The sequence below is a fragment of the Pauljensenia sp. UMB3104 genome (genome assembly GCF_030217285.1).
Classification (GTDB): domain Bacteria; phylum Actinomycetota; class Actinomycetes; order Actinomycetales; family Actinomycetaceae; genus Pauljensenia.
The window spans coordinates 1-229 of the sequence record NZ_JASONN010000675.1 but is presented as its reverse complement, the minus strand read 5'-3'; the positions used below and the strand labels follow the sequence as shown (position 1 = coordinate 229).

Sequence of the window (229 nt, the reverse complement as noted above, 5' to 3'; positions counted from 1 at the left end):
ACTGCGACAGGTCAAATTCGCGTAACATCTGCAGATTCTTCAGATCCTGAGGCGTCAATGCAGATGATTCGCTTAACGCGACGGCTCGAAGCCGGGCCGACCACTGCCGAAACATTGTCAGAGCCTTTTTCAAACCATGCAGAGCCTGTGCCACCGATCGGGGTCCCAGCAGCAACGCCGCCAGTAGTAAAAGAATGACGAATTCAGCTCCGTTGATCCCGAACATGGC

Annotated in this window: 1 pseudogene; it reads right to left on the bottom strand. The window is 54.1% G+C overall.

Going from position 1 to position 229, the window contains the following annotated elements:
• A pseudogene (locus QP415_RS13235) lies at positions 1-229 on the bottom strand (translocase); the annotation flags it as partial.